General features: G+C 75.8%; 16 protein-coding genes. 11 read left to right on the forward strand and 5 right to left on the reverse strand.

Annotated elements, in window-relative coordinates; genetic code table 11:
• The first annotated feature begins 11 nt into the window (after positions 1 to 11).
• Positions 12 to 422 (forward strand): cold-shock protein, encoded by a 411-nt coding sequence (locus tag ACIP60_RS00450; RefSeq protein ID WP_400678637.1) that lies wholly within the window; start codon positions 12 to 14, stop codon positions 420 to 422.
• On the opposite strand, the gene ACIP60_RS00455 is transcribed toward ACIP60_RS00450, so the two are convergent.
• Entirely contained in the window at positions 316 to 1251 is a 936-nt protein-coding gene (locus ACIP60_RS00455; protein WP_400678638.1) for a helix-turn-helix domain-containing protein, read from the reverse strand. The genes ACIP60_RS00450 and ACIP60_RS00455 overlap by 107 nt on opposite strands.
• 146 nt (positions 1252 to 1397) lie before the next feature.
• Between ACIP60_RS00455 and ACIP60_RS00460 the strand changes: the two genes are divergently transcribed.
• Positions 1398 to 2831, forward strand: coding sequence for an MFS transporter (locus tag ACIP60_RS00460; protein ID WP_400678639.1), 1434 nt, complete (start codon positions 1398 to 1400; stop codon positions 2829 to 2831).
• A gap of 50 nt (positions 2832 to 2881) precedes the next feature.
• Here the strand turns inward: ACIP60_RS00460 and ACIP60_RS00465 are convergent, their stop codons facing one another.
• Positions 2882 to 3460: a TetR/AcrR family transcriptional regulator gene (locus tag ACIP60_RS00465; protein ID WP_111554084.1), complete on the reverse strand. Its 579-nt coding sequence runs from the start codon at positions 3458 to 3460 to the stop codon at positions 2882 to 2884.
• A gap of 266 nt (positions 3461 to 3726) precedes the next feature.
• On the opposite strand from ACIP60_RS00465, the gene ACIP60_RS00470 reads away from it, so the two are divergent.
• The 5 genes from ACIP60_RS00470 (at position 3727) to htpG (ending at position 9926) form a co-directional block, all read left to right on the forward strand.
• Positions 3727 to 4623, forward strand: a complete 897-nt coding sequence (locus ACIP60_RS00470; protein WP_400678641.1) for an SDR family oxidoreductase — start codon at positions 3727 to 3729, stop codon at positions 4621 to 4623.
• 86 nt (positions 4624 to 4709) lie between these two features.
• A complete protein-coding gene (locus ACIP60_RS00475; RefSeq protein ID WP_400678642.1) occupies positions 4710 to 6242 on the forward strand; it encodes an MFS transporter in 1533 nt (510 codons plus the stop codon).
• Between the two features lie 147 nt (positions 6243 to 6389).
• Positions 6390 to 7097 (forward strand): siderophore-interacting protein, encoded by a 708-nt coding sequence (locus ACIP60_RS00480; protein ID WP_400678643.1) that lies wholly within the window; start codon positions 6390 to 6392, stop codon positions 7095 to 7097.
• A 54-nt stretch (positions 7098 to 7151) separates the two neighbouring features.
• A complete protein-coding gene (locus tag ACIP60_RS00485; protein ID WP_400678645.1) occupies positions 7152 to 7889 on the forward strand; it encodes a ribonuclease H in 738 nt (245 codons plus the stop codon).
• Between the two features lie 195 nt (positions 7890 to 8084).
• A complete protein-coding gene (gene htpG / locus ACIP60_RS00490; protein ID WP_400678646.1) occupies positions 8085 to 9926 on the forward strand; it encodes a molecular chaperone HtpG in 1842 nt (613 codons plus the stop codon).
• 33 nt (positions 9927 to 9959) lie between these two features.
• Here the strand turns inward: htpG and ACIP60_RS00495 are convergent, their stop codons facing one another.
• Both ACIP60_RS00495 and ACIP60_RS00500 read right to left on the reverse strand, forming a co-directional pair.
• Positions 9960 to 11216 carry an aromatic acid exporter family protein gene (locus ACIP60_RS00495; protein ID WP_400678647.1) on the reverse strand — a complete coding sequence of 419 codons (1257 nt, stop codon included), beginning with the start codon at positions 11214 to 11216 and terminating at the stop codon, positions 9960 to 9962.
• Between the two features lie 96 nt (positions 11217 to 11312).
• Positions 11313 to 12164, reverse strand: coding sequence for a helix-turn-helix domain-containing protein (locus ACIP60_RS00500; RefSeq protein ID WP_400678648.1), 852 nt, complete (start codon positions 12162 to 12164; stop codon positions 11313 to 11315).
• A gap of 353 nt (positions 12165 to 12517) precedes the next feature.
• Between ACIP60_RS00500 and ACIP60_RS00505 the strand changes: the two genes are divergently transcribed.
• On the forward strand, positions 12518 to 13540 hold the full coding sequence (locus tag ACIP60_RS00505) for an LLM class F420-dependent oxidoreductase (RefSeq protein ID WP_400678649.1): 1023 nt from the start codon (positions 12518 to 12520) through the stop codon (positions 13538 to 13540).
• Between the two features lie 54 nt (positions 13541 to 13594).
• Here the strand turns inward: ACIP60_RS00505 and ACIP60_RS00510 are convergent, their stop codons facing one another.
• Positions 13595 to 14641, reverse strand: coding sequence for a sigma factor-like helix-turn-helix DNA-binding protein (locus ACIP60_RS00510; protein ID WP_400678650.1), 1047 nt, complete (start codon positions 14639 to 14641; stop codon positions 13595 to 13597).
• A 251-nt stretch (positions 14642 to 14892) separates the two neighbouring features.
• Between ACIP60_RS00510 and ACIP60_RS00515 the strand changes: the two genes are divergently transcribed.
• The 3 genes from ACIP60_RS00515 to ACIP60_RS00525 all read left to right on the forward strand — a co-directional run bounded on the left by ACIP60_RS00515 (position 14893) and on the right by ACIP60_RS00525 (position 18257).
• Complete coding sequence (locus ACIP60_RS00515; protein ID WP_400678651.1) at positions 14893 to 17259, forward strand: hypothetical protein; 2367 nt, start codon at positions 14893 to 14895, stop codon at positions 17257 to 17259.
• Between the two features lie 245 nt (positions 17260 to 17504).
• Complete coding sequence (locus ACIP60_RS00520; protein ID WP_146616469.1) at positions 17505 to 17762, forward strand: hypothetical protein; 258 nt, start codon at positions 17505 to 17507, stop codon at positions 17760 to 17762.
• A gap of 3 nt (positions 17763 to 17765) precedes the next feature.
• Positions 17766 to 18257 carry a thioesterase family protein gene (locus ACIP60_RS00525; protein WP_100839806.1) on the forward strand — a complete coding sequence of 164 codons (492 nt, stop codon included), beginning with the start codon at positions 17766 to 17768 and terminating at the stop codon, positions 18255 to 18257.
• Positions 18258 to 18275 lie beyond the last annotated feature (18 nt).

Raw genomic sequence — 18275 nt, forward strand, 5'->3', positions numbered from 1 at the left:
TGGGGGTTGGCATGGTTGCCGGTCGCGTGGTGCGGTTCGACGGTTCGCGGGGTTACGGGTTCATCGCTCCGGATCAGGGCGGGGAGGACGTCTTCCTGCACGTCAACGACCTGCTGATCCCCGAGTCGTACATCCGGGCGGGCCTGGCGGTGGTCTTCGAGGTCGAGGAGGGCGACCGCGGCCCGAAGGCGTCCTCCGTCCAGCTCGCCCCCGGCGCCGAGCTGAAGGCCCCCGGCGCGCCGGTCGCCGAACGCGTGGTGCGCGCGCCCGTGGACGACGACGAGCAGCTCGCCTCCGACGACTACCTGGACGACGTCACCGAGGCGCTGCTGGAGTACGCCCCGTCGCTGACGGGCACCCAGATCCTCCAGGTCCGCTCGGCGATGCTCCAGCTGGCCAAGAGCCACGGCTGGATCGGCTGAGCAGGGCGAGGGCGGCGGCGGACGGGCTGTCGGGGGCGGCACCGTAGAGCAGGACGCGGTGGGTGGTGCCGTCGGAGAGCGGCAGGCTCTCGAAGTGCAGCTCCATCGGGCCGACCAGCGGGTGCCGGAAGGACTTGCTGCCCACCGCGCAGTCGCGGACCGGGTGGCGGGCCCACAGTGCGGCGAACTCCGGGCTCTGGATGGCGAGTTGGCCGACCAGGTGGGCCAGTCGCCGGTCCTGCGGGTGGCGGCCGACGGCGAGCCGGAGCGCCGCCACGGCGACCTTCGCGTCCTCCTCCCAGCGGGCGTGCAGTTCGCGGGTGTGCGGGTCGAGGAACAGCAGCCGGGTGAGGTTGGGGCGGTCGGCGGGCCGGTCGGGGGCGGTCGGGTCGAGGTGGCCGGCCAGCAGGGCGTGGCCGAGGGCGTTCCAGGCCAGCACGTCGTTGCCCCGGTCCAGGACGACGGCGGGCACCTGCGGCATCGCGTCGATCAGGTGCCTGGTGGCGGGCCGGACCCTGGCGGGCCGGTCCTGCGGGGTGCGCCCGGCCCGGGCGGGGCGGGCCAGGTCGTACAGGTGGGCGCGTTCGTCGCCGGTCAGCCGCAGGGCGCGGGCGAGCGCGTCCAGGACGCCGTCGGAGGCGTTGGCGCTGTGGCCCTGTTCGAGCCGGGTGTAGTAGGTGACGCTGACCCCGGCGAGCATGGCGAGTTCCTCGCGGCGCAGCCCGGGCACCCGGCGCCGGTTGGGGTAGGGGGTCAGCCCCGCGTCCTCGGGCCGCAGGCGGGCGCGCCGGTTGCGCAGGAACTCCCCGAGGGCGGTCGATGTCTCCATGCCCCCAGTCTGCCCGGGCGGGGCGATCCGGTGGCCGCCGCAGGGTATCCCCGCGAGTGCTACCTTCCGCAGGGCCCTGGGTGGGCCGTCCGGTCCGGTGCAGGCTCCTTCCCGTCACGCCGAACCCGACGAGAGGGAGGCCCGCCATGGCGACGGCCGAAGCGACCGGAACAGTCGAACAACCGCAACAGGCAAGCGGCACAAGCAGATTGACGAGCCGTCAGCGCGTCGTCCTGGTCGTCCTGCTGGTCGCCCAGTTCATGCTGGCGGTGGACTTCTCCATCCTGAACGTGGCCCTCCCGGCGATCGGCGCGGGCCTCGGCTTCCCGCTGGGCGACCTCCAGTGGATCGGGACGGCGTTCGCGCTCTCCGCCGCCGGGTTCACCCTGCTGTTCGGCCGGGTCGCCGACCTGTTCGGCCGACGGCGGCTGTTCCTGCTCGGACTGGCCCTGCTCGGGGCGTCCTCGCTGGCCGGCGGCCTGGCCACCGGACCGGCGGTGCTGATCGCCGCCCGGGTCGCCCAGGGCCTGGCCACCGCGGCGGTCACCCCGGCCGGGCTGGCGCTGCTGACCACCTCCTTCCCGGAGGGGCCGCTGCGCGACCGGGCGCTGGGCCTCAACGGCGCGCTGATGTCGGCCGGGTTCACCGCCGGAGCGGTCCTCGGCGGGGTGCTCACCGACCTGCTGTCCTGGCGCTGGGCGTTCTTCGTCAACGTGCCGGTGGCGCTCGGGGTGCTGCTGATCGCGCCCGGCGTGATCCGGGAGAGCCGCCCGGACGCCCGTCCGAGGCTCGACCTGCCCGGCGCGCTCTCGGTCACCCTCGGCCTGCTCTCCCTGGTGTACGGCCTGACCCGGGCCGGGCTGGCCGGCTGGGGCGACCCGCTCGCGCTGGGCGCGCTCGGCCTGGGCGCCGCCCTGCTGCTGGTCTTCCACGCCGTCGAACGGCGCGCCCCGGCGCCGCTGGTGCCGGTGGCGGTCCTGCGCCGCCGCAGCGTGGTCTGGGGCAACCTGGCCGGGCTGATCGCCTTCCTCACCGAGACCTCGCTGGTCTTCCTGCTGACCCTCTACCTCCAGGAGGTGCTGGACTTCTCCGCGCTCGCGGCGGGCCTGTCCTTCGGCGTGCTGGGCCTGGGCACGGTGCTCGGCGGCGCCACCGCCGCCCGCCTGATCGCCGCCACGGGCACCCGCGCCACCCTGGTGGTCGGCGGCCTGGTGCAGGCCGCGGCCACCGCCGCCCTGCTGCTGCTCGGCCAGGGCCAGTCCTCGCTGTGGCTGCTGCTGGCGGCGACCTTCGTCGGCGGCGTCGGCAACATGTTCGTCATCGTCGGCTTCATGGTCACCGCCACCTCCGGCCTGCCCGACCACGAGCAGGGCCTGGCCACCGGGCTGGCCACCATGACCCAGCAGATCGGCATCACCCTGGGCACCCCGGTGATGAGCGCGATCGTCGCCGCCCGGGCCGGCGGCGCCCCGTCCGTCCCGGCCGTCCTGGACGGCATCGCCCTCGCCGTCCTGGTGAACGCCGCCCTGGTCCTGGTCGGCGTCCTGGCCACCGCCTTCCTCCGGCCCCGCGAGGGCTGACGCCGACCGGCACGCCCCGGCACCGGCCCCCGTCCCGATCGGACGGGGGCTCAGCGGCGGGCGGCGGCCAGCCGGAGGAAGTCGGCGGCCAGCGCGCCCGCGTCCAGGGCGTCCGGCTCGCGGCCGCTGAGGATCCAGAAGAAGACCGGCCCGACCAGCAGCGCGGTGGCCTGCGGCATCGGGACGGCCAGGGCGTCGCCGGGCAGGGCGCGGTCGATGACGGCCGCCGCGCTGGCGCCGATCGGGTCGGTGCCGCGCAGCAGGTCGCGGACGGCCGTGTCGTGCTGGGCCTCGCCGACCAGGGCCCGGTAGGCGGCGCCCGCGTCGGAGGTGGTCAGGAAGGCGACCAGGGCCCCGAGGTAGGCGGCGAGGTCGGCGGCGGGGTCCTCGTGCGGGGGGACGTCCAGCTCCTGGCGGGCGTCGATCGCGCTGGCCTCCAGCAGGATCTCGGCCTTGGTCGACCACCAGCGGTAGACGGTCTGGCGGGAGACGCCCGCGCGCTCGGCGATGCCCTTGAGGGTGACCGCGCCGTAGCCCAGCTCGACCACCAGGTCGTCGACGGCGTGCAGGACGGCCGCCCGGGCCTGCTCGCTGCGCGGACGACCGACCTTGCCCTGTTCGCCGACCATGCCGCTTCCTCTCCCGGACCTCTGGTCCGGCCATCGTAGGTGACGAGACAGAATGTACACAAATGTGACAAAAGCCTTGCCCGGCCGCCCGGTTGGCGGCCCGGTGCCCGTGGCGGCGTCCGCCGTGGTGCCCGTGGCCGGGTCCGTCGCGGCGTCCGCCTATTAATGGACACCGTGCACCGGATCTGTTAGTTTCGGTGCATCGTGAACAGTAATTGTCGGCGACGCCGGCACCGTGCCCGACAGGGCAGAGAGGAGACCGCGCGATGCGCGTCTTCGTGACGGGTTCCACCGGCTGGATCGGCTCGGCCACCGTGGACGAACTGCTCGCCGCCGGCCACCAGGTCCTCGGGCTCGCCCGCTCCGACCGGGCCGCGGCCGCGCTGGCGGCCAAGGGCGCCCAGGTCCACCGGGGCGACCTCGACCACCCCGACTCCTTCCGGGCCGGCGCGAGCGCCGCCGACGCGGTGGTGCACCTGGCCAACAAGCACGACTGGGCCGACCCGGCGGGCACCGACCGCGCCGAACGGGCCGCCGTGGAGGCGATCCTGGACGGCCTCGAAGGCTCCGGGAAGCCGTTCGTGATCGCCAACGGCCTCTCCGGCCTCGTCACCGGCCGCCCGGCGCTGGAGACCGACCCCTCGCCCGAGGTCGGCCCCGGCGCCGACCGCGGCGGCTCGGAGAACCTCGCCCTGGAGGCCGCCGCGCGCGGCATCCGCCCGATCGCGGTCCGCTTCGCCCCGAGCGTGCACGGACGCGGCGACTGGGGCTTCGTCAACTGGCTCACCGCCGCCGCCCGCAAGCACGGCGTCAGCGGCTACCTCGGGGACGGCACCAGCGAGTGGTCCGCCGTCCACGTCACCGACGCGGCCCGGCTCATCCGCCTCGGCCTGGAACGCGCCCCGGCCGGCACCCGCCTGCACGCCGTCGCCGAACAGGCCGTCACCACCAAGGCGATCGCCGCGGCGCTCGGCACGGCCCTCGACCTGCCCGTGGTCGCCGTCGACCCCGCGGACGCCGCGGAGCACTTCGGCGTCGTCGGCCACTTCTTCGGGCAGACCCTGACCGGCTCCAGCGAACTGACCCGCGAGCTGCTCTCCTGGCAGCCCGCCGGCCCGACGCTGCTCGGCGACATCCTCGCCGGCGCCTACACCACCGACTGACCAGGCCCGCTCCCGTGAACGAGAAGCCCATGACCGCGACACCCCCCGACCGCGCCGCCTCTCCCGGCACCGCGACACCCGCTCCCGTGACACCCGCTCCCGCGCCGACCGCCCCCGTGACACCCCCCGCCCCCGAACCGGCCGCCCCCGCGGGCGTGCGGCGCGCCGAGACGCTCGTGCTGGCCTGCGTCTCGGTCTGCAGCGTGCTGGTGGTCGGCCTGGTGGCGGCGATCAACCTGGCCGTGCCGATGCTGGCCGCCGGGCCGCTGCACCCCAGCTCCGCGCAACTGCTGTGGATCGTCGACGCCTACGTCCTGGTCTTCGCCTGCCTGGTCATCCCCGGCGGCGCGGCGGGCGACCGGTTCGGCCGCAAGGGCACCCTGCTCGCCGGGCTGCTCACCTTCGCCGCCGGGGCCGCGCTCACCGCGCTGGCGCCGAACATCGGCGTCATGCTCGCGGGCCGGGTGGTCAGCGGGGTCGGGGCCGCGCTCGTCCTGCCCAACAGCGTCGGCGTGCTGGTGCACGCCACCCGCCCGCAGCGGCGCGGCCACGCCCTGGCGCTGTGGGGCGCGGTCACCGGGCTGGGCGGCCTGGTCGGCAACCTCGGCGGCGGCGCGCTGCTGTCGTCCGGCTCCTGGCGGCTGCTGTTCTGGGCCGTCGTCCCGCTCGCCCTGGCCTGCGCCCTGGGCGTCGCGCTCGCCGTCCGCCGCAGCGGGCGCAGCCCCCGCTCGCTCGACCCGGTCGGCACCGTCCTGCTCGTGCTCGCCACCGTCGCCCTGCTGATCGGCATCATCGAGGGCCCCGGCTCCGGCTGGGGGAGCCCGCTGGTGGTCGGCGCCTTCGCGGTCAGCGCCCTGCTCTGGGCGGCCTGGGTGCTGGCCGGGCTCCGCGCCGCGCACCCGCTGCTCGACCCGCGGCTGTTCCGGATCCCGATGCTGAGCGCGGCGAGCCTGGGCATGTTCGTGATGTTCTTCGGCAGCTTCGGCCTGTTCTACCTGAACGCCTCGCTGCTCCAGTACGGCCGCGGCTTCTCCCTGGTGCAGACCGGGTTCGGAGTGCTGCCGGTCGCGCTGCCGATCGTGGTGGTGGCCCGGTTCGTGCCCGCGCTGGCGAAGCGGATCGGCTTCGCGGCCACCCTGCTGATCGCCTTCCCGTGCATCGGCGGCGGCCTGTTCGGACTGGCCTCGGCCGCGCACGCCCCCTACCCCGTCTACGCGCTCTGGCTGGTGGTGGTCGGCGTCGGCTTCGCCCTCGCGATGCCGGTCCTGACCGTCGAACTGACCTCGTCGCTGCCCCCGCACCGGGCGGGCGTCGCGGGCGGCCTCCAGTCCGCCACCCGCGAACTGGGCAGCGCCCTCGGCGTCGCCGTCGTCGGCACCGTCCTCACCGCCGCGTTCACCGCCGCCCTGCCCGCCGCCGCGCACGGACAGCACTCCGTCCCCGCCGCCCTGGCCGCGGCACCGGCCGAACGGACCGCCGTGGTCGACGCGTTCGTCACCGGGGCGGGCAGCGCCCTGCACGTCGCGGGCGCGGTCACCCTGGCCGCCGGAGCCGTCGTCGTCCTCGCCGCCCGGCGGGCCGCCCGCAAGCCCGCGGGCGCGGACACCGCCGCGCCCTGACGTCCGTACGATGGCCCGCCTGTATGCCTGTACGCCTGTACGCCTGTACGCCTGTACGCCTGTACGCCTGTACGCCTGTACGCCTGCACCCTTGCGCGCTTGCCCGCCCGTACGTCCGCCCGTACGTCCGCCCGGAGAAGGACCCCCATGCCACGCCGCCTGCTCGACGCCTTCCTGCTCCCCGCCACCGTCGCCGCCAACGAGCCGCTGGGCAGGCGCTGGCGCGCCCTCACCCTCGAAGGGCCGCGGCTCGCGGACCTGACCGCCCTGCCCGGGCAGCAGGTGCGCGTCCAGGTCGGCGCGGCGAACCCGCTGGTCGACCGGCTGGTCGGCACCCTGCGCACCTACTCGGTCTGGGCCCACCGCGGCGAGCGGCTCGACCTGCGGGTGCTCGACCACGGCGGGGGTCCCGGCGCCGCGTGGGGCCGCACCGCGCGGCCCGGCGACCGGGTGCACCTCGGCAAGCCGGAGGGCAGGTTCGTCACCCGCCCCTCCTCGTACCACCTGTTCGTCGGGGAGGAGACCGCCTCCGCCGCGTTCGGCCCGATGCTGGCCGCGCTGGGGCCGGGGGCCGAGACGCACGCCGTGGTCGAGGTCGACACCGAGGACGACCAGTTGCCCGTCCCGGGCGTCCGGTGGGTCCGGCGCGACGGGCGGTCCGCGGCCCGCTCGGCCGGACTCGTCGCGGCGGTCGCGGCGCTCGACCTGCCGGCCGCGCCCGGCACCGCCTACCTGGCGGGCGAGGCCGGGACCATCCAGCTCGTCCGCGACCACCTGGTGCGCGAACGGGGCTGGGACCGGCGCGACGTCCTCACCAAGCCGTTCTGGACGCCCGGCCGCACCGGCCTGGAGTAGCGGGCGGCCGGGGACGTGGCTGGGCACGTGGGCGGGGGCTGGCATGATCGGGGGATGGTTGAACGAGTCATCGCCGCCTGCGACGGAGCGGCCAAGGGCAACCCCGGGCCCGCCGGGTGGGCCTTCGTGGTCGCCGACGGGAACGGCGCCCCGCAGCGCTGGGAGGCCGGTCCGCTGGGCCGCAACACCAACAACGTCGGGGAGTTGACCGCCCTGCAACGCCTGCTGGAGGCCACCGACCCGGCGCTGCCGCTGGAGGTCCGGCTGGACAGCACCTACACCCGGGACGCGGTCACCAAGTGGCTGCACGGCTGGAAGCGCAACGGCTGGAAGACCGCCGCGGGCAAGCCCGTCGCCAACCAGGAACTGATCCAGCGGATCGACGCGCTGCTCACCGGCCGGGACGTCGCCTTCGTCTACGTGCCCGCCCACCAGGTGGACGGCGACCCGCTGAACGCCATCGCCGACAAGGCCGCCAGCGACGCCGCCCGCACCCAGCAGGCCGCCGCCGGCACCGCCGCCGACCTGCCGGTGCCCGACCCGGTGACCGCCCCCGCCCCGCGCGCCCGCCGCACCGCCCCGTCCGCTTCGTCCGGCTCGTCCGGCTCGGCGTCCGCGGCCTCGAACGGCGGTGCGGCCCGGCGCAGTTCGGGCGGTGGTGGCGGTGGCCGGACGCTGGCCGCGAAGTTCCCCGGCCGGTGCCCGTGCGGGCGCCCCTACGGCAAGGGCGAGAAGATCACCAAGGTCGGCGGCAGCTGGGGCCACCCGGAGTGCGCCGCCGCCCACGTCTGACCGGAGGACCCGCCCGGACCGGACCGGGCCGGGCCGGGCCGGGCCGGTCCGGGTGCCGCGTGCCCGGTTCCGCCCGGCCGCGCCCGGTCCGGCCCGGTCTGTCAACGGCGTTTGTCCGCGCCGCCGCCGGTGTGTCAGATTGCCACGGAGCGCGTGCTCCCGTACCCGCACTGTCACCCGAGCGAAAAGGACCCCATGAGCACCGAGACGCTGGAGTTCCAGGCCGAGGCGCGGCAACTGCTGCAGCTGATGGTCCACTCGATCTACTCGAACAAGGACGTCTTCCTGCGCGAGCTGATCTCCAACGCGTCGGACGCCCTGGACAAGCGGCGCCTGGCCGGCCTCACCGAGGAGCGGCTGCGCGCCGACGACCTGCACATCGCCGTCGACACCGACCCGGACGCCCGCACCCTGACCGTCCGTGACAACGGCATCGGCATGACCCGCGACGAGGTCGTCGCGCTGATCGGCACCATCGCCCGCTCCGGCACCGCCGAGACACTGCGCCGCCTGCGCGAGAGCAAGGAACCGGCCGAGCTGATCGGCCAGTTCGGCGTCGGCTTCTACTCCACCTTCATGGTCGCCGACCGGGTCACCCTGCTGACCCGCAAGGCCGGCGAGCCCACCGGCACCCGCTGGGAGTCGGCCGGCGGGGGCACCTACACCGTCGAGACCGTCGAGGACGCCCCCGAGGGCACCTCGGTCACCGTCCACCTGCGCCCCGAGGACGGCGAGGACGGCCTGCACGACTACACCGACCCGTCGACCGTCCGGCGGATCGTCAAGCGCTACTCCGACTTCATCGCCTTCCCGATCCGCACCACCGGACCGGACGGCACCGAGCAGACCCTCAACTCGATGAAGGCGCTCTGGGCCCGGCCGCGCGCCGAGGTCGCGGACGAGGAGTACCGGGAGTTCTACCGGCACGTCGCCCACGACTGGACCGACCCGCTGGAGACGATCCGGATGCGGGCCGAGGGCACCTTCGAGTACGAGGCCCTGCTGTTCATCCCGGCCCGCCGCCCGCACGACCTGTTCCAGCGCGACGGCCGCCACGGCGTCCAGCTGTACGTGAAGCGGGTGTTCATCATGGAGGACAGCCGCGAGCTGCTCCCCGACCACCTGCGCTTCGTCAAGGGCGTGGTGGACGCCGCCGACCTCTCGCTCAACATCTCCCGCGAGATCCTCCAGCAGGACCGGCACATCCAGCTGATCCGCCGCCGGCTGGCCAAGAAGGTGATGGCCACCGTCAAGGAGATGATGACGGCCGACGCCGACAAGTACCGCACGTTCTGGCGCGAGTTCGGCCCCGCCGTCAAGGAGGGCCTGCTCGACCCGGCCGAGGACCGCAAGGCCATCCTCGACGTCGCCTCCTTCCCGAGCACCGCCGGCGAGGAGCCCACCACGCTCGCCGACTACCTGGCCCGGATGAAGGACGGCCAGGACAGGATCTACTACATGACCGGCGAGAGCCGCGCCCAGGTCGAGAACTCCCCGCACCTGGAGGCGTTCCGGGCCCAGGGCTACGAGGTCCTGCTGCTCACCGACCCGGTGGACGAGATCTGGATCGAGGGCGTCCCCGACTACGAGGGCAAGGAGTTCAGCTCGGTCGCCCGCGGCGCCGTCGACCTCCCCGCCGAGGACGTCCCCGAGGAGCGCACCGGCTCCTACGCGCCGCTGCTCGGCTGGCTCGGCGAGACGCTCGCCGACGTCAAGGACGTCCGCCTCACCACCCGACTCACCAACTCGCCCGCCTGCCTGGTCAGCGACGCCGACGGGCTCACCCCCACCCTGGAGAAGATGTACCGGGCCATGGGCCAGGACGTCCCGCCCGCCCGCCGCATCCTCGAACTCAACCCCGACCACCCCCTGGTCACCGCCCTGCGCACCGCCCACGAGGAGCGCCCCGAGGACCCGGCCCTCCCCGAGACCGCCGAACTCCTCTACGGCACCGCTCTGCTGGCCGAGGGCGGCGACCTCGCCGACCCCGCCCGGTTCGCCAAGCTCCTCGCCGACCGCCTCACCCGGACGGTCTGACCGCCGCGCCGTCCCCGCCGGTGCCGGCGCCGTTCAGGCGGTCTCCTCCTGGCGGCGTCGGCGGCGGGGGCGGCGGGGGCGGAAGCGTTCGCCGCGGGCGAGGCGGCGCAGGCCCGCGAAGCGGGAGAAGCGGTCGCGGTTGGCGACCGAGGCGCGGTCGAGCTCCTCCATCAGGCGGCGGCCGCGGTGTTCGAGGTCGAGTTCGTCCAGGATGCGGTCGACCTCGGCGAGCAGGGAGCCGTGCAGCTGCCACGCCTCGGGGCTCTCCTGGACGCGGCGCAGCAGCAGTTGGGCGACGTTCTCCCGGACGGACCAGGCGGCGGCGAGTTCGGCGGCCAGCCGCTGCTCGGCCTCCTCGGCGTTGCGGCTGACCTGGGTGGTGACCAGCACCGCGAAGCTCACCAGCGCCCCGCCGACGTGTTCGAACAGCTCCTCCAGCGCCACCGCGACGTCCGCCGGGAAGAGCCGTTCGCCCGGGGCGCGGCGCTTGGCCAGGTCGGTCAGCGAACGGGCGATCACCCGGATGACGACCACGCAGATCTCCAGCGTGTCCAGCCCGGTGCGCAGCACCAGCCGGGACAGCAGGCCCTCGCTGATCCGCGGGTTCAGCCGCAGGCTGTCCTCGGCCTGCCGCAGCGCCCCGTCCACTTCGGCGATCGCCTGGTCCAGCTGCCGGGCCTCGTGCAGCCGTTCGGCGGCCCGCTCGACCGGGACGGGGCGGTCCAGCTCCTCGGCCAGGCCGAGCAGCAGGTGGCGGGCCCGGCGGGCCAGGTCCTCGATCGACTCGCCGGCCTTGTCGACCCAGACCGGGGGCGCTATCACCAGGTTGAACACCAGGCCGACGGTCGCGCCGATCACCGTCTCCAGCACCCGGTCCCACGCCTGCGTGGTGACCTGCGAGACGCCCAGGATCAGCATCGCGCTGATCGCGACCTCCTGGACGAACTCGTCGACCCGGACGAACCGTCCGACCACCAGCGAGGCCATGATGATCAGCCCCAGGCTCCACCAGGACAGCCCCACCACGGCCGAGAACCCGATCGCGATCAGCACCCCGACCACCACCGAGTTGACCCGCCGGATGCTGGTGGTCAGCGTCGAGTAGACCGTCACCTGCACCACCAGCAGCGCCGTCAGCGGCGCGGTCAGCGGCACCGGTTCCCTGCTCAGCCAGGTCGCCACCACGTACGACAGCGTCGCCGCGACGGTGGCCCGCACCGTCTGCACGACGAACGCATCCCTGGCACCGCGGCGTACCACCGCGGCCACCGACTCCGGAACAAAGCGCATGCTGTCCCTTCTATCCCTCCGGTGTCCGCACACACCGCCGCGACCCGCGCAAAAGGGGCTGATGGGGACGGTGGGGCTGGTGGGGCGGCCGGTACCTCAGGCCGTCGGGTGCGGCGGGCGGGCGGCCAGGCCGGCCATCCGGGCGGTGTCGGCGGCGGTGGCGGGGGTGAACAGCAGGACCAGCGCGGACGGGTCGTCGACGGGGTGGAAGGAGCTGAGGGCGAGGCGGACGGGACCGACGCCGGGGGGCTCCACCAGGACGGTGCGGGCGGTGAGTTCGGCGACCGAGTGGCAGCCCCACCAGTGGCGCAGCTCGGGGGCGTCGGCCTCCAGGCGGCGGTAGACCTGGTCGGTGCGCGGGTCGGCGAGGGCCGGGCCGGCCTGGGCGCGGAAGTGCTGGAAGACGTTCATGGCGAGCGGCTCCCAGTCGGGCAGGACGCCGCGCAGGCGCCGGTCGACGGCCATCAGCCACATCAGGTTGCGGCGGTCGGCCGGGACGGCCTCGGGGGCACCCCACAGCGCGGACCAGGCCGCGTTCCAGGCCAGCAGGTCGAAGTGCCGGTCGACCAGGACGGCGGGGCTGGCGGGCCAGGAGTCGAGCACCGGGCGGACCGTGTCGGCGAGCCGCCCGGCGGCGGTGCGGTCGGTGTCGACGGGGACGGGCTCGTGGTGGCCGGCCAGTCGCATCGCGTGCCGCAGACCCGCCGCGTCCAGGCGCAGCGCCCGCGCCACCGCCTCCAGCACCTGCCGGGAGGCGCTGACCCGGCCCTGTTCGAGCCAGGTGTACCAGGCGAGGCCGACGCCGGACAGCGAGGCGACCTCCTCGCGGCGCAGCCCCGGGGTGCGCCGCCTGGCGGTGGCGGCGAGGCCGACGTCGGCGGGTTGCAGCAGGGCGCGGTGGGCGCGCAGGAACGCGCCGAGTTCCTGGCCGGTGGCGGGGGTGGACACGGTGCTCGCTCCTCGTCGCGGACGGTTCTCCGGTGCGGTGGCCCGCCCGGGGCGTCGGTGGGCGGGTACGTCGACATGCCAGTACGTCGGGTACGCCGGTACGTCAGTAGGTCGGTACGTCGGTACGTCGGTACGTCGGTCCCAGGCTAGGCCGGACCGGGGGCCGGTTCCGCTCCCCGCAGCGGACTCCTCGCGTCCGGCCGGTCCTATGACCACCGGTACCCGTACGAACGCCTGCCTGGCTGCCCCGCCCGCCGTCCGCGAGCCTCGTCCGAACAGCCCCGACGGCCCTCGCCGCCCTCGCCGCCCTCGCCGCTCGATGGCGCCGCCGTCCGAACCGGAGGACCCGCCCCGTGACCGCCACCGCCACCGCGACCACCGCCACCGCCCGCCAGCCCGCCTGGGGCGTCACCCTGCCGCTGCCCGGCCTGACCGTCGACCGGCACCGCTTCCTGGTCGAACGGCTCCCCGACCTCGGCTACGGCGACGTCTGGAGCGCCGAGGGCGGCGGCACCGACGCCTTCACCCCGCTGGCCGCCACCGCCGCCTGGTCCCCGCGCCTGCGGATCGCCACCGGCGTCGTCCCGGTCCACACCCGCGGGCCCGCCGTGCTCGCCCAGACCGCCGCCACCCTCGCCCAACTCGCCCCCGGACGCGTCCTGCTGGGCATCGGGGCGTCGGTGCCCGCGCACGTCACCGACATCAACGGCATCCCGTTCGACGAGCCCTTCAAGCGCACCCGCGACGTGCTGCGCTTCCTCACCGCCGCCCTGCGCGGCGAACACGTCGCCGGCGACTTCGACACCTTCTCCATCGCCGGCTACCGCCTGCCCCACCCGCCCGCCGCCCCCGTCAAGGTCATCCTCGGCGCGCTGCGCCCCGGCATGCTCCGGCTCGCCTTCGCCGAGGGCGACGGCGCCATCACCAACCTGCTGCGCGCCCGCGACCTGCCCAGGGTGCTGGACGCCGTCGGCCCGCAGCCGCCCGGCAAGGAACTCGTGGTCAAGGTGTTCGTCTGCCCCACCGAGGACACCGCGTACGCGCGCCGCACCGCCCGCCCCTTCCTCGCCTGGATCCTCAACCGCGAGCCCTACCGCAAGTTCCACCAGTGGCTCGGCAACGGCGACCTGCTCGCCGAGACGCACCGCCGCTGGGCCGACGGCGACCACGCGGGCGCCCAACGCGCCCTGCCCGACGAACTGGTCGACGCCCTCTTCCTGCACGGCTCCCCGGAGCAGTGCCACGAACAGATCCTCCGCTACCGGCAGCCCGGCGTCACCGCCATCCAGCTCTACGTCTCCCCGCCCCCCGAGACACCCGCCCACCACCCCCACCTCCTCGACACCCTCGCCCGCCTCGGCCCCGCCGCCCGCTGACCGCCCCCGCCAGCCCGCCGGCCCGCCGGGCCCGGCCCACCGGGACCGGGCGGGTCAGGGGAGGAGGCGGAGTTTGTCGGGGTTGGAGATCGCGTGGATGCCGGAGATCAGGTCGCTGTCCGGGAGCAGGTCCAGGACCAGGACGGCGAAGGGGCGGCCGGAGGCGGAGAAGAGGACGGCGGGGGCGCCGTTGACGTCGCGCCAGGTGAGGGCGAGGCCGGGCCCGGACTTGGGGGCCAGGGCGGTGAGCAGGCGGGCGACCTTGGTGCGGCCGGTGAGGGGGCGACGGCCGCCGGGGGCCTTGCCGCCGCCGTCGCCGACGAGGGTGACGTCGGGGGCGAGGAGCCGGAGGAGGGCGGCCAGGTCGCCGCCGAGGGCGGCGGCCAGGAAGCGTTCGGTGACCTGGCGGCGCAGGCCGGGTTCGGGCTCGTAGCGGGGGCGGCGGGAGCGGACGTGCGCGCGGGCCCGCTTGACCAACTGGCGTACCGCGGCCGGGCTGCGGCCCAGGATCGCGGCGACCTCCGGGCCGGTGTACCCGAACACCTCGTGCAGGACGAACGCCGCGCGTTCCAGCGGTGAGAGCGTCTCCAGCACCACCAGCAGGGCCAGCGACACCGACTCGGCCCGTTCGGCGGCCAGCGCCGCGTCCCCGGCCGCGCCGTCCGACCCGGCCAGTGATCCGGTCAGCGATCCGGTCAGCGACTCGGACGGTGATCCGGTCGGCGGGCCGATGAGCGGTTCCGGCAGCCACGGGCCGACGTACGTCTCGCGCCGCCGGCTGACCGCGGCCCGCTGGGCCAGCGCCCGGTTCACCGCGATCCGCACCAGGTACGCCTTCGGGTGCTCGATCGGCTCGGCGGCCGGGCCGGTGGCCCCGGTGGCCCCGGTGGTCCGGGTCGCTCGGGCGGCCCAGGCCAGCCAGGTGTCCTGGAGGACGTCCTCGGTGTCGGCGACGCTGCCGAGCAGGTCGTAGACCAGGGAGAACAGCAACTCCCGGTGCTCCGCGTACTGGTGCGTCGCCCGCTCCGTCGCTGTCGCTGTCGTCGTCGCTGTCGCCGCCGGGTCCGCCCCGTCCGGCCCGCCCCCGTCGCTGCCGCTCATCCCGGTCGGCCTTCCTCTCGATCGTGTCGGGAACAGCGAGCCCGACCGGCCCGCCGGATGTCACGCGAAACCCGCGAATGTGGCCCGGATCACAGCGGTGTCCCGGGTTCGAACGGCCGTGCGCGCGGCTCAAGTACGCTGAGCGCGGCCGGAAGTGACGGTGCCGCGACGAACCGGGGAACACCCGGCTCCGCCCGGGCACCCGCCGAGGGGGACGGCCGACGGGGAACGAGCACGGGGGACTGGCACCAGTGGACAGCGACAACCGCACCGGCGTCCGACTCGCGGACCGGGCGGAGGACGGCACCCCGGAACGGGGCGGGCCGGCGGTCTGGCAGTACCTGCTGGACGACGGCCTCGACCCCGCCGGACGGATACCCGTGCACGCCGTCCGCGGCAGCACCCCGCCCGGCAGCACCCCGCCCGGCAGCACCCCGCCCGGCAGCGGCCCCGGTGACAGCGGCAGCACTTACCGCCCCCACCCGCGCCACGGCCGCCCGCTGCCCCCGCCCCCGGCCGCGCCCGCCGACGCCCCCGCGCCCGGCCTGCCCCCGCTCGGGGCCGGGCGCCGCCCCGCCGGGCGCGCCCTGCTGTCCTGGCTGGAGGACGGCCGCGCGCCCCGGCTGTGCCGCATCGCCGGCTCCTCCGGCAGCGGCCGCACCCACCTGCTGACCTGGCTCGCCGCCGCCTGTCCGCCCGACCACCCGCGCCCCGGCCGCCGCGTCCACGCCCTGCTGGACGCCGAGGGGCTGACGGTCCGTTCGGCCACCGCCCGGCTCGCCGACCTGCTCGGCCTCACCGCCGGCGAACCCGCCGACCTGCTCGAAGCGCTCCAGGACGGCACCCCGCGCACCGTCGTGGTCACCGACCTCGACCGGGCCGGCGGCCCCCGACTGCCCGGCACGCCCGAACGGCTGGCCCGCGAACTCCTCGTCCCGCTGCTGTCCGTCCCCTGGCTGCTGCTGATCGTCGAGGCCGCCCACGGCCCCGCCGCCGACGCGCTCGCCGACGCCGCCCCCACCGGCGCCGTCCTCGACCTCGACCAGCCGCAGTGGACCGACCCCGCCCCGTACGCCGCCTGGTGCGCGAGCCTGACCGGCCACCCCGTCGACCCGGCCGCCACCCACCCCAGCCCCGGCCTCGCCCAACTCGCCGCCCGCACCCCCGGCGCCGCCCCCGACCCCGCGCTGCCGCCCGCCGACCGGGCCGCCGCGCTCGCCGCCGCCTGGTGGCGGGCCGTCCCCGCCCCCGAACGCGCCGCCCTCACCGCCCTGGCCGCCGCCGACGGCCCGCTCAGCACCGCCCTGTGGGCCACCCTCCCCGGCGCCGACCCGGCCGCCGTCGCCGCCGCCGCGGACCTGCTGCCGCCGCCCCCGATCGCCGACCGCTGGCGGCTGCGCCCCGCCGCCCTCGCCGACCTGGTCGCCGCCGACGGCCCGCCGGTCGACCACGCCGCGATGATGTGGGCGGTGGCCGGCGGCATCCCGGTCCGCGCCGACGGCGGCCCCGACCTCGCCGCCAGCGACCCCGAACGCCTCGCCCTGCTGGTCCGGCACGCCTCCGCGGGCGACCCCGGCAGCCCGATGCTCGCCGAGATCGACCTGCTGCTGCACGCCGAACCCGCCACCGTCACCGCCGCGTTCCAACGCGCCGAGGACGCCGGACTGCCGCCCACCCCGCTCGCCGAAGCCTGGCGCCGGGCCGCCCCCGACCGGGCCGCCGCCGCCCGTCCCGCCGACCGCGCCGCCGTCCTGCACGCCCACCTCACCGGCCGCCACGACGCCGCCGCCGCGCACTGCGCCGACCTCGCCCGGCAGGCCGACACCCGCTGGCGCGCCGTCTGGCAGCACGCCCCCGCCGCCGGCCCGTGCGCCGCCGCCCTCGGCACCGGCCCGCTCGCCGGACACCTGCTGCTCGCCGACGGCGCCGGACTGCACCTGGCCGACCCCGCCACCGGCCGACCGCTGGGCCCGCCCGAACCGCTGGTCGAACCCCACCCGCGCGCCCTGGCCGCCACCCCGTTCGGCGGCGCCCTGCTGCTGAACGCCTCCGGCACGCTGCGCCCGCTCACCGTCCGCGGCGCACCGGCCCTCCCGCCGGCCCTCCCGGCGGCCGGCGCGCCGGCCGTCCCGGTGGTCGTTCCCGCGGCGTGCACCGCCGTCGCCGGGCACCAGGGCGTGCTGGTGTTCGGCGGTCCGGACGGGCTGGCCACCTGCACCGAGACCGCCACCGGCGCCGCCCACCGGCCCGAGCACCCGCTGCACGAGGGCCCGGTCACCGCCCTGGCCGCGGCCGCGGCCGACGGCGGCACCCTGGTCGCCAGCGGCGGCGAGGACGGCCGGGTCTGGACCTGGATGCCCGGCCGCCCGCCGCTGCCCGCCCCGGTCGACCGGCGCCCGTGGCCGGTCACCGCCGTCGGCCTCGCCGCCACCCCCGCCGGGCTGCTGCTGGCCGCCGCCTGGTCCGACGGCCTGCTGCGGCTGCGCCGCTGGGGCGAGCGCCACCGCGGCGCCGACCTCCGGCTCGGCGCGGCCGTCCGCACCCTCGCGGTCACCCCCGACGGGCTGGTGGTCGCCGCGCTGCCCGGCTCGGTGCTCGCGCTCACCCTGGTCGGCTGAGCGCCGCCGTCCGAGCGGTGACCGGCGGCCGATGTTGAAAGCCGTCGAAATCGACGCGATCTTCAACCGAAGACCGCGCAATTCGCCGTTTCCGGGTGGTTCCTGATCGAGTTTGATCACCGGAAGGGCATTCAGCGTCAACGAGGCCGCTGCTCCTTCCCCCTCAACGGATGAATCCCCTGCTGGACCCCCAGAGAACACGCACCGCGCGTCGCGGACCAAGCCCGACCGGAAACGAGGAATCGATGTCTGACCACCGAGACGGGGCCGACCACGTGGAGAAGGAGTGCGCCGCCCTCGCCGGGCTGCCCGCCGCCCAGCGGCTGGCCGAACTGGAGAAGCTCTGCCGCCGCACCGAGCGGGCCCTCGGCCGGGCCGTCCTGGACACCGCCGCCGAGGTCTACGAGCAGGGCCACGACACCGCCCTGCACCGCTCCCCGTACGCCTACGGCTACCTGCGCCGCAGCCTGGGCTTCCGCAGCGAACACCGAACGGACGGCTGACCGTTGTACACCTACATGTGCCGCACCCGCTGGGGCGACATGGACGCCTTCGGCCACGTCAACAACCTCAAGGTGCTCCAGTACGTCCAGGAGGCCGTCTACTGCCTGCTGTACGACGACACCGAGGGACAGGACCTGTTCGAGGACGGGTTCATGATCGCCCGTCACGAGATCGACTACCGCTCCCCGCTCTACCACTGCCCCACCCCGCTGCCCGTGCAGATCTGGGTGGAGCGCCTCGGCCGGTCCTCGATCAGCACCACCTGCGAGGCCCGCCGACGCGGACAGCTGGTGTTCCAGGCCCGGACGGTCACCGTGCCGACCGACGCCGCGACCCGGCGCAGCCGACCGCTGCGCGAGGCCGAACGCCACCACCTCAACCGCTACCGGGTCCGCCCGGCCGGACCGGTCGCCCCCGTCGCCCCCGTCGGCCGCGTCCCCGTGCGCTCCCCCGGCCGGATCAGGGTCCCCGTCCTCGGCGAACGGGCCTCCTGAGCGCGGCACGGGAACACC

Source organism: Kitasatospora sp. NPDC088783 (assembly GCF_044750705.1).
Taxonomy (GTDB): Bacteria; Actinomycetota; Actinomycetes; order Streptomycetales; family Streptomycetaceae; genus Kitasatospora; species Kitasatospora fiedleri.

Coding starts and splice junctions, on each gene's coding strand:
- ACIP60_RS00450 (WP_400678637.1), top strand. CDS start 12: ATGGTTGCCGGTCGCGTGGTGCGGTTCGACGGTTCGCGGGGTTACGGG.
- ACIP60_RS00455 (WP_400678638.1), bottom strand. CDS start 1,251: ATGGAGACATCGACCGCCCTCGGGGAGTTCCTGCGCAACCGGCGCGCC.
- ACIP60_RS00460 (WP_400678639.1), top strand. CDS start 1,398: ATGGCGACGGCCGAAGCGACCGGAACAGTCGAACAACCGCAACAGGCA.
- ACIP60_RS00465 (WP_111554084.1), bottom strand. CDS start 3,460: ATGGTCGGCGAACAGGGCAAGGTCGGTCGTCCGCGCAGCGAGCAGGCC.
- ACIP60_RS00470 (WP_400678641.1), top strand. CDS start 3,727: ATGCGCGTCTTCGTGACGGGTTCCACCGGCTGGATCGGCTCGGCCACC.
- ACIP60_RS00480 (WP_400678643.1), top strand. CDS start 6,390: ATGCCACGCCGCCTGCTCGACGCCTTCCTGCTCCCCGCCACCGTCGCC.
- ACIP60_RS00485 (WP_400678645.1), top strand. CDS start 7,152: ATGGTTGAACGAGTCATCGCCGCCTGCGACGGAGCGGCCAAGGGCAAC.
- htpG (WP_400678646.1), top strand. CDS start 8,085: ATGAGCACCGAGACGCTGGAGTTCCAGGCCGAGGCGCGGCAACTGCTG.
- ACIP60_RS00495 (WP_400678647.1), bottom strand. CDS start 11,216: ATGCGCTTTGTTCCGGAGTCGGTGGCCGCGGTGGTACGCCGCGGTGCC.
- ACIP60_RS00510 (WP_400678650.1), bottom strand. CDS start 14,641: ATGAGCGGCAGCGACGGGGGCGGGCCGGACGGGGCGGACCCGGCGGCG.
- ACIP60_RS00520 (WP_146616469.1), top strand. CDS start 17,505: ATGTCTGACCACCGAGACGGGGCCGACCACGTGGAGAAGGAGTGCGCC.